Annotated in this window: 8 protein-coding genes, 2 tRNA genes and 1 riboswitch; of the genes, 6 read left to right on the forward strand and 4 right to left on the reverse strand. The window is 64.2% G+C overall.

Annotation, left to right across the window (positions count from 1 at the left end):
• Positions 1–71: 71 nt before the first annotated feature.
• A complete protein-coding gene (gene rnr / locus ACT89O_RS16255) occupies positions 72–2,399 on the reverse strand; it encodes a ribonuclease R (RefSeq protein WP_487260583.1) in 2,328 nt (775 codons plus the stop codon).
• 19 nt (positions 2,400–2,418) lie between these two features.
• Between rnr and ACT89O_RS16260 the strand changes: the two genes are divergently transcribed.
• Both ACT89O_RS16260 and ACT89O_RS16265 read left to right on the forward strand, forming a co-directional pair.
• Positions 2,419–2,503 (forward strand) — tRNA-Leu (locus tag ACT89O_RS16260).
• 186 nt (positions 2,504–2,689) lie between these two features.
• Positions 2,690–2,774 (forward strand) — tRNA-Leu (locus ACT89O_RS16265).
• Positions 2,775–2,923: 149 nt separating this feature from the next.
• Here ACT89O_RS16265 and ACT89O_RS16270 read toward each other — a convergent pair.
• Positions 2,924–5,680 carry a DUF349 domain-containing protein gene (locus ACT89O_RS16270; RefSeq protein ID WP_487260584.1) on the reverse strand — a complete coding sequence of 919 codons (2,757 nt, stop codon included), beginning with the start codon at positions 5,678–5,680 and terminating at the stop codon, positions 2,924–2,926.
• A gap of 922 nt (positions 5,681–6,602) precedes the next feature.
• Here ACT89O_RS16270 and ACT89O_RS16275 point away from each other — a divergent pair.
• The 4 genes from ACT89O_RS16275 to ACT89O_RS16290 all read left to right on the forward strand — a co-directional run bounded on the left by ACT89O_RS16275 (position 6,603) and on the right by ACT89O_RS16290 (position 10,629).
• The gene (locus ACT89O_RS16275; RefSeq protein WP_055394774.1) at positions 6,603–7,442 is read left to right on the forward strand and encodes a lytic transglycosylase domain-containing protein; all 840 of its coding nucleotides are present in this window, start codon (positions 6,603–6,605) and stop codon (positions 7,440–7,442) included.
• A 93-nt stretch (positions 7,443–7,535) separates the two neighbouring features.
• Positions 7,536–7,690, forward strand: a riboswitch (ZMP/ZTP riboswitch).
• Positions 7,691–7,725: 35 nt separating this feature from the next.
• Positions 7,726–8,970 (forward strand): serine hydroxymethyltransferase, encoded by a 1,245-nt coding sequence (glyA, locus tag ACT89O_RS16280; protein WP_487260585.1) that lies wholly within the window; start codon positions 7,726–7,728, stop codon positions 8,968–8,970.
• A gap of 17 nt (positions 8,971–8,987) precedes the next feature.
• Positions 8,988–9,437 (forward strand): transcriptional regulator NrdR, encoded by a 450-nt coding sequence (gene nrdR, locus ACT89O_RS16285; protein WP_055394770.1) that lies wholly within the window; start codon positions 8,988–8,990, stop codon positions 9,435–9,437.
• A gap of 289 nt (positions 9,438–9,726) precedes the next feature.
• Positions 9,727–10,629, forward strand: a complete 903-nt coding sequence (locus ACT89O_RS16290; protein ID WP_487260586.1) for a DMT family transporter — start codon at positions 9,727–9,729, stop codon at positions 10,627–10,629.
• Positions 10,630–10,643: 14 nt separating this feature from the next.
• On the opposite strand, the gene ACT89O_RS16295 is transcribed toward ACT89O_RS16290, so the two are convergent.
• Together ACT89O_RS16295 and aroC are read right to left on the reverse strand one after the other, a co-directional pair.
• Positions 10,644–12,395 carry a bifunctional metallophosphatase/5'-nucleotidase gene (locus ACT89O_RS16295; protein WP_487262871.1) on the reverse strand — a complete coding sequence of 584 codons (1,752 nt, stop codon included), beginning with the start codon at positions 12,393–12,395 and terminating at the stop codon, positions 10,644–10,646.
• Between the two features lie 169 nt (positions 12,396–12,564).
• Positions 12,565–13,662 (reverse strand): chorismate synthase, encoded by a 1,098-nt coding sequence (gene aroC / locus ACT89O_RS16300; RefSeq protein WP_218300329.1) that lies wholly within the window; start codon positions 13,660–13,662, stop codon positions 12,565–12,567.
• Positions 13,663–13,804: the final 142 nt, after the last annotated feature.

The raw sequence follows: 13,804 nt of genomic DNA on the forward strand, positions 1-13,804 counted from the left end.
ATAAAGCGCCAGCAGCTATCAATTAGTGAGCAATAGCTTGAGCGTGATTTTGTACGCCGTCCCCGCTTGTGTCAGCCCCGGCGGGGCTTGCGCGCCTTGCTCTTGCTGGATTTTCCCGCAACCGCCTTCTTGACAGATGCTTTCAGAGACTGGATCGGTGAACGCGCGGCCCGCTCACGCGAAAGGCCCGCTTGCTCCGTGGCAGATGGGGTTGGGCCCTTGTCGGACTTGCGTCCACCGGACCGGCCACCCGCCTTGCGGGCGCCACCAGCGCCTTCTGTGCCCAGGCCCTTGTCTTTCAACGCGCGGCCCAGCAACTCTTCGCCCTCGCGCACCAGGCGGAAGTCGATCTTGCGTCCGTCCAAGTCCACACGGCTGACCTGCACCCGGACCCGCGCGCCGATGGCGTAGCGGATGCCTGTTCGCTCACCACGCAGCTCCTGGCGCGCCTCGTCGAACTTGAAGTACTCGCCGCCCAGTTCGGTGATGTGTACCAGGCCTTCGACATACATCGCGTCCAGCGTGACGAAGATGCCGAAGCTCGTTGCTGCGCTGACCACGCCGCTGTATTCCTCGCCCAGGTGTTCGCGCATGTACTTGCACTTGAGCCAGGCTTCTACATCGCGGCTGGCCTCGTCGGCACGGCGTTCGTTGGCACTGCAGTGCAAGCCTGCGGCCTCCCAGGCCTGGGTGTCGCGGCTCGGGGGTGCCACATCCTTGCGGGGCTTGGTGCCGGGCGCCGCCACGCGGGCCGCCAATCGCTTGGCCAGCTTGGCATGGGCTTCGCCGGGTGTAGGCAAGGACGGCAGCGCGTACTTCGTCTTGCTCAGAATGGCCTTGATGACCCGGTGCACCAGCAGGTCGGGGTAGCGCCGGATCGGGCTGGTGAAATGCGTGTAGGCATCGAACGCCAGGCCAAAGTGCCCACTGTTGACGGGCGTGTAGATGGCCTGCTGCATGGAGCGCAGCAGCATGGTGTGGATCTGCTGAGCGTCGGGTCGGTCCTTGGTTGCCGTGGCGATGGCCTGGAAGTCACCGGGTTTCGGGTCGTCGCCGATCGTCATGCCCACGGCCATGGCCTTGAGGTAGTTGCGCAGGATTTCCTGCTTCTCGGGCGTGGGGCCTTCGTGCACACGGAACAGGCCGGGCTGTCCGCCCTGGGCGATAAAGTCAGCGCTGCACACGTTGGCGGCCAGCATGGCCTCTTCGATGAGCTTGTGCGCATCGTTACGGGTGCGAGGCACGATCTTCTCGATCCGACCGTTTTCGTCGCAGACGATCTGTGTTTCGGTGGTCTCGAAGTCCACCGCGCCGCGCGCCTGACGCGCGATGAGCAGCGCGCGGTACACGTCGTGCAGGTTGAGCAGGTCCTTGACGCGGTCCTTGCGCTTGCTGGCCTCGGGGCCGCGCGTGTTGGCCAGGATGGCCGCCACTTCGGTGTACGTGAAGCGCGCATGGCTGAACATCACGGCCGGGTAGAACTGGTAGGCATGCACCTCGCCCTTGGCGGTGACCAGCATGTCGCAGACCATGCACAGGCGCTCTACCTCGGGGTTCAGAGAACAGAGCCCATTGCTGAGCTTCTCGGGCAGCATGGGGATCACGCGGCGCGGGAAGTACACGCTGGTGGCGCGGTCGTAGGCATCGATGTCGATGGCACTGCCCGTCTCCACATAGTGGCTCACGTCGGCAATCGCCACCAGCAGGCGCCAGCCCTTGCTGCGGCCGACCTTGGCGGGCTCGCAGTACACGGCATCGTCGAAGTCGCGCGCATCTTCGCCGTCGATGGTGACCAGGGGCACGTCGGTCAGGTCCACGCGGCGCTTCTTGTCTTGTGCGCGCACCTTGTCGGGCAGCTCCTTGGCCTGGGCGAGACACTCTGCCGAGAACTCGTGTGGCACGCCGTACTTGCGCACCGCGATCTCGATCTCCATGCCAGGATCATCCACTTCACCGAGCACTTCGGTGATACGCCCCACAGGCTGGCCGAACAAGGCTGGAGGTTCTGTCAGCTCAACCACCACGACCTGCCCGGGCTTCGCGGCGCCCGTGGCGCCTTTGGGGATCAGTACATCCTGACCGTAGCGCTTGTCTTCGGGGGCCACGAGCCACACGCCGCTTTCCTGCAGCAGTCGGCCGATGATGGGGTGGGGCGGACGCTCAATGATTTCAACGACACGCCCTTCGGGGCGGCCACGGCGGTCCTGGCGGACGATGCGCACGCGCACACGGTCCTTGTGCAAGACTGCGCGCATTTCGTTCGGGGGGATATAGATGTCGCCTTCGCCATCGTCACGGATGACAAAACCGTGTCCATCACGGTGCCCTTGCACGCTGCCTTCAATCTCGTCCGACAAATGCGTGGACTGCGTGCCGGGGGTGGTTTTTTTGATATACAATCTTAGACTTTCCTGAAATGCCCAGGTGGCGGAATTGGTAGACGCACTAGTTTCAGGTACTAGCGAGTAACATCGTGGAGGTTCGAGTCCTCTCCTGGGCACCAAGTTTAACGAGAACCAGCGATGGTTTTCAAAATATCGAAGCCGCTGTACACACAGCGGCTTTTTTATTTGCCGATACGTTTTGCCCTCCCTGTTGCGGCCAAAGAATTTTGAACCGACGGTACATTTTTTTGAAAACTCTCCAGAAGCCTGAATTTCTTGTCCTATAATTCGAGGCTGATCTGAAAGCCCAGGTGGCGGAATTGGTAGACGCACTAGTTTCAGGTACTAGCGAGTAACATCGTGGAGGTTCGAGTCCTCTCCTGGGCACCAAACACATAAAAAGCCGTTGCAGTTGCAACGGCTTTTTTGTTTTCTGGCCGCCAAAGAAAAACGAGACCACCAGCGATCTCGTCTTGCGTGTTGCGGTAAGCGCTGTGGGCACACACACCGCAGTGCACATGCCCACCCGTCACATCACATCACTTGCGCAGCAGTGTTTTCAGCACATTCTGCAAACGGCGTGCGCTGCCTGCATCGCTGGAGCTGGCCAGCACGCGCGCCACATCCTGCCCCCAGGTCTGTGCAGGCGCAGGATCATTGCGGCGCGTCAGCAGCTGCAACTGCAGCATGCGACGGGCAGCGATGTGCTCCGCCGGAGTGGGCGCCTCAGCCGCCATCTCCAGGCGCAGCAGCGCTTCTGCCGCATCACCCTTGGGGGCAGCCGTCAGCGCTTGCGTCCAGGCGCTGCGCACCGATGCCGCCACACCCGAACCCAGATCTTGTGTGCTGGGCACCAGCGCTGCATCGCGCTTCTCCCAGGCCGTCAACAACTGGGTCAGCGCCTCGCCGTGGGCCTGAGCCGCCAGCTTCTTCAAGGCCAGCTGGGCATGCTCCATGGCTTCGCGCTGGGCGCGGAACGCGGTGTCACCGAGGCGGGGGCCGCGGTCCTCGAACGCTGGGCGCTCGCCAAAACGGCCGCCACGGTCAGCACGGTCGCCCATGCGGCCATCGCCACGCGGGCCACGGGCGCCATCGCGATCACCCGGACGACCATCGCGGCGGTCGCCTGGACGCGCACCACGGCCAGGGGCCGCAGGCGCATCCTTCTTCATGCCGGGGCGGTCGTCACCGCGCACTGCCACCACAGGCCGGGCAGCAGGCTTAGGTGCTGCGGGCGCTGGCGTGGCAACCTCGGCAACTTCACCACCATCGGGGGTTTCGGCAGATTCGCCGGCGCTACCCTCGGTAGCAACCGGGAGAACGCCTGCCTGCGCCTCTGAATGCGCCTGAGCATCCTTTTGCGCCGTGGCCACAGCTTCTGCCGCCTGGGCCTGACCGCGCAGTGCAGCTTCCAGCGCCTGCATGGCCGCGCGAATCTGCTGCGCATCACCGCTGGCATTGGCAGCCTCCAGGGCCTTCGAAGCCTCCAGCACCACGCGATCGCGTGCGCTCAATTCGGTCACCGCGCGCTCGCGGTCTGCCGACTTGCGGTTGAAGGCTTCATCGATGGGTTTGCGAAACGCATCCCACAGCTTCTGCTCGTGCTTGCGGTCCAAGGGCACGGTTTGCGCCTCAGCCTGCCAGCGCTGCTGCAGCGCCTTGACCGCATCGATGCGCAAAGTGGGGGCCGCACCAAGGGCCACGGCCTCATCAATCATTGCATGACGGCGGGCCAGGCTTTCCTTCTGTGCAGCTTCCAAGGGAGCAGCTGCCATGGAAATCGCCTGCTTCCAAAGGGGTTGCAGTTCCGCAAACAGCTTCTCGCCCACATGGCCGCCTTCGCGCCAGCGATCACCAAACTGGTGGAGGGCACGGTTGATGGCTTTCCAGTCGCCAGAGTTGGCATGTTCCTGCGCCCACGCCTTGACCTCTTCGATCAGCGCCAGGCGTTGGGCTTTGTGCTCAGCGGCTTCGGTGCGGATCTTGTCAAGCCACGCCTCCACCACCTTGTGCGCGGCGTTGCAAGCTTCGTCGAATTTCTTCCACAGGCTGTGGTTCGGAGCCCCGCCCTGGTCTGCCTGTTTCCACTGCTCGCGCAGGTTGCGCAGGGTTTCCTGCATCTTGCGGCCGCCCAGGGCCTGGCCCTCAGGGCGGTTGAGCAAGGCCTCAGCCTTGGCCACCAGGTCTTCGCGCACCTGGTCTGCGCTCCAGCGTTGCCAGCCTTCCAGCTCACCAGCCGCCACCAGGGCCGTATGCACCTGCTGCTCCAGGGCGCTATCGATGTGTTTGCCATGCACCTTGAGCACGGCGCGCAGCGCGGCTGCAGCCCCGGCACTGGCCTTCCCATGACCCTCGGCAGTTTCCTTTTCGAGGACCGCCAAGGCCTCCCGCACACTATGCGCAGCCTTTTCAATCACTTCCGGCGCGACTTTGGGCTTGGCAACACGCGCAGGCTTGGCGGCCGCAGCGGCAGCAGCAGCCTCCGTGGGCAGGCCGCGCGCGGTACGCAGCTCATCCGCCCAGACGGGCACTGGCGGCAGCGGTGCATTGACATCTTCGGCGGCCGCCACAGCCTGGGCCAGTGCGGGCTGGAATGCCTCCCACACCACCAGGAGCTGGGTGCGCGACGCATCGAGCAAGGGGGGGAAACGTGCCTCCACACTGGCCCAGCTGGCATCGCCAGTCAATTCCTGCGCCTGTTCTTGCCAGCGGGCCACATCGGCACGCAACAGCTCCAGCGCCGCCTGAGCGTCACGCCAGGACTTGGTGGAAAGCACTTCGATGCGCTGGGCCAGCAGCACAGCCGCCTCACGCTGCACCTGAACGCGGTGCTGCAGATCCTCGATCACCTTCACGCGATCCGCGACCTGTACCTTGAGCACAGACAAGGGCTCGCGGGACAGCGGTGCGCCCGCCTTGGCGGCATCACGCTGCCATGCCAGGGCATCGGCAATGTTGAGCTTAGGGGCTGCAAGCAGCAACTGCGCTTTTTCAGCCCACTCGGCGGCAATGACCTCCTGGCCCTTGGCGCGGCGGATTTCATCGAGGCGCTCACGCACCGCGCGCGCGGCGCCCTTGTCGCGCCCGCTCAACTCTTTGAAAACCTCCTGCAACTGCTCGTGGTCTGGCTGGGTAGCCAGCCAGTCACGAATGCGGGAGGCGCGCTCGCCAGAGGTAGCGGCAGAAAAAGCGCCACCGGTCAGCGCATCAAGCGGATGCGGCTCATGGGTTTTGGCCGGGGCCGGATTCACTTCAGGTGCGTCGGACATTTTGCTGCGGGAAAAAAATGGAAACATGGATCCAATGGATAACAAAGGCGGCCCCGGGCGCACTGCCTGAAGGCCTGCCCCGGCAACTGCGCTGCACGCGCGCCAGGGCAACAAAGCGGCTATTTTCACCGGGTTTGGCAAACAGGCCGCAGCATGGCGGTGTGCCAAGCCCTGGGGGGTGATCTGGCACAAGGCTTTGCCAGACGGGCTGACATGCTGCGGCCCTGCAAGGGTGCCGCCGCTCTAGGGAACAGCCCCCATTATCTATATATAAGGGCCAAGAGCCCAAAAGCACGCCACGCCACAAACAAGAAAGCCCGGCAGACAGGGCCTCAAGGCCTGCCTGCCGGGCTTGACGGCTGACACAACGGTCTTTGCCATCGGTCGCGATGCGGAGATGAAGGTCCACATGGCGAGGAGGCAAGGTATTGCCTCCAGGGGTTTGCCGTAGAAGCCGCATCTGCTGCACCAGGACACTGAATGCCCTCGGAGGGAGACTTGGCTTCGTCTGGCGATGCCTGAAATCTACAGGCAACGCAACCTTACCAAAGGCGCCGCCGCAACTCAAACTGGATTCTCAATGGCAAAAAGACCAGCGATTGAATTTGACATACGCACGTAACAACAGCTCGCAAAGTCCCAAGCGCCAGGTCGGCGCACACCCCCTAAAACCTGTGATTTTTTACATACTTTTCATAACTTAATGATCTTAAAAATCAAGATGTTAGTATTGACTAAGCATTTAGTGAACTTCTAGAATCCGCCAGCCCCAAAACGGGCTAGTAAAAACCCCAACCTCGCTGCCGAACCCGGCTAAGTCAAAGCAGGCCCCAAGCACACCAAAGACGTGCGGCCTCACTTGATGGCGTACCAATCCAGGCGATCCGCCGAGACGAGACAGTCCCCGACGACTGCCCGGCTCACTGTGGCGCCTCAGAAAGGAAGAGCTATGACAGCGTCAGGAAAAATAGTCTCCGGCGTGCGGACCTTCGTGGCCGACGTGACCGAAGGTTTTCTTGAAATCACCCACAACAGCTTTGCCCTCATCGGTCTTGCTGTCGCCTTCGTCGTGATCACCCTCACGGCCCGCCCGGACTTGCGCCAGGCTGGTGAAGCACAGTTGATGAACTGGCTGCAGGCCCGCCAAGTGGAAGTGCTTGGCATGCCCATCGAACCAGAAGCCAGTGAGCGCGCCACGGCGGGCAACCCCAAGGACCTGCCCAAAGAGCAGGCTGCCGTCGCCTTCTGGCTCAGCAAGAAGTACCGTGTGGCCCCCGAGCCGCTGAGCGTGCTGGTGGCCGAGGCCTATGAAATTGGCGCAAAGTCCAAGATCGACCCGACGCTGATCCTTGCCATCATGGCCATCGAATCGAGCTTCAACCCGTTTGCACAAAGCGCCGTTGGCGCCCAGGGGCTGATGCAGGTGATGACCAATGTGCACACCGACAAGTACCAAAACTTTGGCGGGCACTTTGCTGCCTTTGACCCCGTGAGCAATCTGCGTGTGGGCGTGAAGGTTCTGCAGGAGTGCATTGCGCGCGCCGGTTCGGTGGAGGGCGGGCTGCGCTTTTATGTCGGCGCAGGCAACCTTGCCGACGATGGCGGCTATGCGGCCAAGGTGATGGCCGAGCATTTCCGGCTGCGCCAGGTCGCCGGTGGCCGTGCCATGCCCACCACGCCACCACCCAACCTCTCCACCCAGGCTCCCGCACAGGTCATCCCGGTGGCCGCACCGCCCGCAACGCCTGCCGCCAGCGGTGACAAAGTGGCCCTGCTCTCCGGGCTCTGACAAGGTTCGCGAGCCCCTGGGGGCAGAAACATCCCCCGGACACACCGCCTCCCATTTCCCTGGCACCTTTGCGCGCGTCACGTCAGCTACACTAGCGAGGTACGCGACTGGCGATAGGCGCGGCATCCAACACAGGGTGCTGCCGCTGACGTGGAAACCGACAAGGGCCTGCCCCTTGTGAACCACTGGGAAGCGTGCCGCACGGGGTTTATCCCTTCTGCGTTCAGCCGTTCGCCTGGGCAGCCCTTGTTTCAAGGGACACAAGTTCATAGGACTGCCAATCATGTACGACCGCAATATTCTTGTCGAACAAACCGACCCCGAACTGTTTGCCGCCATCCAGGCTGAAAACGCCCGGCAAGAGCACCACATCGAGCTGATCGCCAGCGAGAACTATGCCTCCCCCGCCGTGATGTGGGCGCAGGGCACGCAGCTGACCAACAAATACGCCGAAGGCTACCCCGGCAAGCGCTACTACGGTGGCTGCGAGCATGTGGACGTGGCCGAGCAACTGGCCATCGACCGCGTCAAGCAGATCTTCGGCGCCGAAGCCGCCAACGTGCAGCCCCACTGCGGCGCCTCTGCCAACGAGGCGGTGTTCCTGGCCTTCCTCAAGCCCGGCGACACCATCATGGGCATGAGCCTGGCCGAAGGCGGCCACCTGACACATGGCATGCCGCTGAACATGTCGGGCAAGTGGTTCAACGTGGTCTCTTACGGCCTGGACGCCAACGAAGCCATCGACTATGAAGCGATGGAAAAGAAGGCCCACGAGACCAAGCCCAAGCTCATCATCGCCGGTGCATCGGCCTACAGCCTGCACATCGACTTTGCGCGCTTTGCCAAGGTGGCCAAGGACGTGGGTGCGATCTTCATGGTGGACATGGCCCACTACGCTGGCTTGATCGCAGCTGGCGTGTACCCCAACCCCGTGCCCCACGCCGACGTGGTCACCTCCACCACCCACAAGAGCCTGCGCGGCCCCCGTGGCGGCATCATCCTGATGAAGGCCCTGCACGAAAAGGCTATCAACAGCGCCATCTTCCCCGGCCTGCAAGGCGGCCCGCTGATGCACGTGATCGCCGCCAAGGCCGTGGCCTTCAAGGAAGCTCTGCAGCCAGAGTTCAAGGCCTACCAGGAGCAAGTAGCGAAGAACGCCAAGGTGGTGGCCGAGACGCTGACCGCACGCGGCCTGCGCATCGTGAGCGGCGGCACGCAAAGCCACGTGATGCTGGTGGACCTGCGCGCCAAGGGCATTACCGGCAAGGAAGCCGAGGCCGTGCTGGGCGCCGCCCACATGACCATCAACAAGAACGCGATCCCCAACGACCCTGAAAAGCCGATGGTGACCAGCGGCGTGCGCATTGGCACCCCCGCCATGACCACGCGTGGCTTCAAGGAAGAAGAAGCCCGCATCACGGCCAATCTGATCGCCGACGTGCTGGACAACCCGCGCGACGAAGCCAACATCGCTGCGGTGCGCGCCAAGGTCAATGCCCTGACCGCCCGCTTCCCCGTCTACGGCTAAATCCACAGCCGAAAACCATGAAGTGCCCCTTCTGCAGCCACCTCGAGACGCAAGTCGTTGAAACGCGGGTGTCTGAGGATGGGGTCTTCATCCGCCGCCGCCGCCAGTGCGGCGCGTGCGACAAGCGCTTTACCACCTACGAGCGGCCGGAAGTAAACTTCCCGGCCATCGTCAAGAAGGACGGGCGCCGCATTGAATACGACCGGGGCAAGCTGCTCGCCTCGTTCAACCTGGCTTTGCGCAAGCGCCCCGTGAGCACCGACCAGATCGACAGCGCCATCGAGCGCATCGAGGAAAAGCTGCTCAACCTGGGCCAGCGCGAGGTGATCTCCAGCCGCATTGGTGAGCTGGTGATGCGCGAGCTCAAGAAGCTCGACAAGGTGGCATACATCCGCTTTGCCAGCGTGTACCGCAGCTTTGAAGACATCGACGACTTCCGCGCCATGGTCGACGAAGTGCGCAAGTAAAAGCCTTCGTATTGCTGTCTGCACCGGTGCCGGCTACAGGGCCGGACGATCTCAGGCGATTTTGGCCTCCAGCGGTTATCACACAAGCGCTAACAGCTATAAATAGAGTAGCACCCACATCCACGGGCGACGCATGTGGACCTGTGCGGGCGGGCGCTGTCGCGCGTGCTACACCGCAAAATGCTCCAAAATTAATAGCTGCCCGCGCTTTCTGGACAAACGCTAGGTGCCAATTTGGCTTGAAAATTGGCTTGGTGCGAGCCAGCCCGCGACTCGCCTGTACTCCACAATGCGCCCGGTGAAAACCCGCCACTTCCTGCAGCTGGTGCTGCTGTCCGCCCTGTGGGGCGCCTCCTTTCTTTTCATCCGCATTGCCAGCCCCGTGCTCGGGCCCAACGTGATGGCTGCGCTGCGCATTGGCCTAGCCACGTTGACGCTGATGGGCATCATGCGGGTCGCCAACGAACCCTGGCCATGGCGCCATTGGCGCGAGCTGTTCGGGCTGGGCACGCTCACCGTCGCACTGCCTTTTCTGCTGTATGCCTGGGCGGCCTTGCACCTGCCCGCCGGCTACAGCTCACTGCTCAACACCATGGCCGTGCCCTTTGGTGTGATTGCCACCGCGTGGATGAAGGAGGACACACTGAGCACGCGCAAGTGGCTGGGTTGCGTCTGCGGCTTTGCGGGGGTGGCGCTGATCGTGCAGCTGGGGCCCGTGGAGCCCACGCCTGCCTTGCTGATGGCAGCGGCGGCCTGTGTGGCAGCGTCTGCCTGCTATGGCATCTCTACGACGTGGATGAAGCGCGCCACGACGAGAATGTCCCCGTTGTCGATTGCCGCAGGCATCCACGCCGCCGCACTGGTATTGCTGATGCCGGGCGCCGCGTGGAGCCTGCCCGAGGCCCGTTTCACACAGGGGGCACTGGCTGCAGTGGCCGTGATGGGCATCGTGACCTCGGGCCTGGCCTACTGGCTCAACCTGCGGGTGCTCAAACATGTCTCGCCCGTGGCAGCGATGAGTTCGGCCTTCATGATCCCGCTGTTCGGTGTGGCCTGGGGCCACGTCTTTCTGGGCGAGGCCTTGGGCCCCGGGATGGTGTGGGGCGGAGCGCTGGTGCTGGTGGCCACCGGGCTGGTGACAGGATTCAACCCGCTGCGCTGGCTGGCGGCAATGCGCCCGGGGCGCAGCTAAGAACAGCACGCGCCTCAGCGGGCCCCGCGCGTAATGCGGTCAGTGGCGGGCACCGGCACCGGGCTGTGGGCGCGGAAGTAAGCCTCCAGCGCATCCAGGTCCAGCCCGCCCACCAGGCGGTCGCGGCCTTCGGCCAGCACGGTGAAGTTGTCCCCGCCGCTGTCCAGGTAGCTGCTCATCACCACGCGCACCTGCGCATCGTCGCGCAGCGGGGTACCGTTCAGCACCATGTGGCTAATACGCGCACCCACTGGCTGGGTGAGGTCATAGCGGTACGAAAATCCTGCGGACACCAGCAGCACCCGGGGCCGCTGCATGGTGTTGCTGCCGCTGGCGAACTGCTGCTCCAGCGCCGCCTTGATCTGCGCGCCCGTGAAGGTCTTGACGACCAACTGGTTGCCGAAGGGCTGCACCGCGTAGAGCTGGCCATAGCGCACCAGCCCTTGTTCGTCGGGCACGAGATCAGCGCGCAGGCCGCCCGGATTCATCAAAGATAGCTGCGCCCCACCCTGCTCCGGTGCACGCGTGGCGTGGAGCTGGGCATCGGCCACCAGATTGCCCAGCGCGCTTTCGAGCGACGGGGCCGGTGTGCGCCGCAGGGCGCCAGCGGCCTGCCCCACGGGGCGCTGGGCCAGCGGCACGGCGGCGGCACGGTAAGTGTCGATGACCTTCTGCACCTGCGGATCGGCCGCAAAGGACGGCACGGCCGAGGTCAGGGGCACGTGCCCCTGGCTGCCCGTGAACGCCTTTCCCTGCACGATGACATTGCGCGCAGCTTTGTGCACCACGCGGCGGGTGCGCGTGTCCACCCGCAACTGGATGTCCGTGAGCAGCGTGCCGTACTGCCCGGCGCTGGTCAGCAGAAAGGGCTTGGCCGGGTTCACGCGGCTGTAGTCGCAGACATAGGCCTGGTGCGTGTGGCCCGAGACCACCACGTCCACGGCCGGGTCCAGCCGCTCCAGGATGGGCACGATGTCGCCCGAGAGGCCCGCGCAGCTGGTCTCCTGCACGCCAGCCGTGGTGCCGCCGCCCTCGTGGATGACCACGGCGATCACATCGGCGCCCTGGGCACGCAGCTGCGGAATCAGCGCGTTGGCCGTGGCCGCTTCGTCCTCAAAGCGCAGGCCCGCCACACCCGAAGGGCTGACCATGGTGGGCGTGGCCTGCAGCGTGAGGCCGATCACGCCCAGGGTGACGGTCACTCCACCCTCGGTAAATCGTTTGATGCCGGTGGCAGGCAGCAGCGTGCGCCCATCCTCGGTGCGCACGGTGTTGGCGGCCAGGAAGCCGAACCGCGCCCCAACGAAGGGCTGGCTGATCTGGCAGGGCTGGCGCGCAGTGAACTTCTCGCAGCCGCCGTGCTGCAGGCGCAGCAGTTCGCGCCAGCCCCGGTCGAACTCATGGTTGCCCACGGCATTGAAGTCGATCTGCATGGCGTTGACCGCCTCGATGGTGGGCTCATCCAGGAACAGTGACGACAGCAGCGGCGATGCACCCACCATGTCCCCCGCCGAAACCACGGCGTGGTGCGGCCCCCGGGCCTTGAGCGCCGCCATGGCGCTGGCGAAATAAGCCATGCCCCCGGCAGGCACCGAGACCGGCCCCGCCGCAGTCTGGACGGTATGCGCCATGCGCGGCGGCTCCAGATTGCCGTGCAGGTCGTTGAAGCCAATGAGCGTGATGTCGATGTGCTGAGGGGTTCGCCCATCGCCAGTTGGCAAAGCCGTGCCGCAGCCCGCCAGCAGCGCCCCCAGTGTGGCCACCATCGCGAGTGCGACCTTGCGGCGACCTCGCTGCGATCCCATGAAACCCTGTGCCAACAAGCTGCGCATGGACTACCTCATTCCATCCAAGAAAAAAGGGCGCGCATCGCTGCACGCCCTCTGCGTCACCAGCACCGAAAGCCCGTGCTCTACCCGCAGCGCAGCGCGCCCGTTACAGGAACGATGCCTGGATAGGCGGCACCGGGGGCACCACGTCGCCACACTGCGCGCGATGGCGCAGGGCGTGGTCCATGACGACCAGTGCCAGCAGTGCCTCGGCAATCGGGGCGGCGCGGATGCCCACGCAGGGGTCGTGGCGGCCCTTGGTGATGACCTCGGTGCTGTTGCCATGCACATCGATCGATTCACGCGGGCTGATGATGGAACTGGTGGGCTTGATCGCAATGCTCACCTCTAGGTCCTGCCCGGTGCTGATGCCGCCCAGCACGCCACCGGCGTTGTTGGTGCGAAAGCCCTGGGGCGTCATCGAATCACCGTGCATGGTGCCCCGATGGGCCACGCTGGCAAACCCAGCGCCGATTTCCACGCCCTTGACAGCATTGAGGCCCATCATGGCGTGGGCAATGTCGGCATCGAGCTTGTCGTACAGCGGCTCACCCAGGCCCACCGGCACGCCGGTGGCCTGCACGCGGATGCGGGCACCGCACGAATCACCGGCCTTGCGCAGGGCATCCATGTAGTCCTCGTACTGCTGCACATCGGCCACGGGGGCGAAGAAGGGGTTGCTGCGCACATGCTCCCAGCTCTCGAACGGGATGACCAGCTCGCCCAGCTGCGTCATGCAGGCGCGAAACTGCGCACCGTACTGCTGGGCCAGCCACTTCTTGGCCACCGCGCCCGCAGCCACCGTGGGGGCCGTCAGCCGGGCCGATGACCTGCCACCGCCACGCGGGTCGCGGATGCCGTACTTGTGCCAGTAGGTGTAGTCGGCATGGCCGGGGCGAAAGCTCTCGGCGATGTTGCTGTAATCCTTGCTGCGCTGGTCGGTGTTGCGGATCAGCAGGGCGATGGGCGTGCCTGTGGTCTTGCCCTCGTACACGCCGGAGAGGATTTCCACCGCATCGGGCTCGTTGCGCTGCGTGACGTGGCGGCTGGTGCCAGGGCGGCGCCGGTCCAGGTCGGCCTGGATGTCGGCCTCGGACAGCGGCATGCCGGGCGGACAACCGTCGATCACGCAGCCAATGGCCGGGCCGTGGGATTCACCAAAATTGGTGACTGCGAATAGGGTTCCGAAGGTGTTGCCGCTCATGGGGCGGGATTATCCCAGAGCGGCGTGCGCCGCCGTCGCTGGGCCCCACCACAGAGCACGCCCCACCCAAGAATGACAGGCACAACATGGGGTTCAGATGAATACTTGCCACAAACGCGCTTGGCAGTGTGGCGCGCACTTG

This window comes from Acidovorax sp. NN32 (assembly GCF_057597245.1).